The following is a 793-nucleotide window of genomic DNA, read 5'->3' as shown; positions in this document are numbered from 1 at the left end:
TTTTCAATTAACCATGTAAACCATTTCTCACCGATAAATTCTCTGTCTGCGAACACATTCACAATACGGTCTTTACCAAAAATAGAGATAAAGCGTTGAATCAAAGCAATACGCTCTTTTGTATCTGAATTTCCCCGTTTATTGAGCAATGTCCAAACTATAGGTATGGCTATTCCACGATAGACGATGGCTAACATCAAGATATTGATATCTCGTTTCCCCCATTTCCAGTTGGTTCTATCCAAAGTTAATTGGACTTTATCGAATAAAAATATATTGAAAATTAACTGAGAAATTTGACGATAATCGAAATACTGACCTGCAAAGAAGCGTTGTATACGTCGATAAAATGATTGTGGTAAGCACTTGATGGGTAAGGCTTTAGATGCAGAAGAAAGATTACATGTCTGTTTTACAATTAATGCAAGCATAATCAGTGTAAAACATTTTACATGTGACTTGTTCCACTTTAGATATTTGTTTAAGATGAGATATAGCTCATTGAAATGTGCCATCATATTCGTCGTCAGAAAACAAGTATTATGCCATTATTTTAATGAGTTATATTTTTTTTCGTGTACAAAGAAATAGTTTAAAGAAGTGGACCAGTCAGCATCGTGCCGAAATACGCCAAAAAATTCTGCAGCATACTGAAGTGAATCAACTTAATGCAGCAAAGGGGATTGAGTTACTTGCTGCACAACGTTGGCTAGATCGTTTAGTTGCACATACTTACCGTTTTTCGGCTTTGTTGCACAAACCTAGCCTATAAGGTTTATTCAGTCCTATAATT

1 protein-coding gene and 1 pseudogene are annotated in these 793 nt (G+C 34.9%); one reads left to right on the top strand and one right to left on the bottom strand.

Features of this window, described 5'->3' with window-relative positions; genetic code table 11:
- Nucleotides 1–515: pseudogene (locus C8322_RS14245) on the bottom strand (IS4-like element ISAba33 family transposase); the annotation flags it as partial.
- A 41-nt stretch (nt 516–556) separates the two neighbouring features.
- On the opposite strand from C8322_RS14245, the gene C8322_RS14240 reads away from it, so the two are divergent.
- Nucleotides 557–772 carry a hypothetical protein gene (locus C8322_RS14240; RefSeq protein ID WP_111810835.1) on the top strand — a complete coding sequence of 72 codons (216 nt, stop codon included), beginning with the start codon at nt 557–559 and terminating at the stop codon, nt 770–772.
- The last annotated feature ends 21 nt before the right edge of the window (nt 773–793 follow it).

It is taken from the genome of Acinetobacter sp. SM1B, from assembly GCF_003289665.1.
Classification (GTDB): Bacteria; Pseudomonadota; Gammaproteobacteria; order Pseudomonadales; family Moraxellaceae; genus Acinetobacter; species Acinetobacter schindleri.
This window is presented reverse-complemented; position numbering and strand designations above follow the sequence as displayed.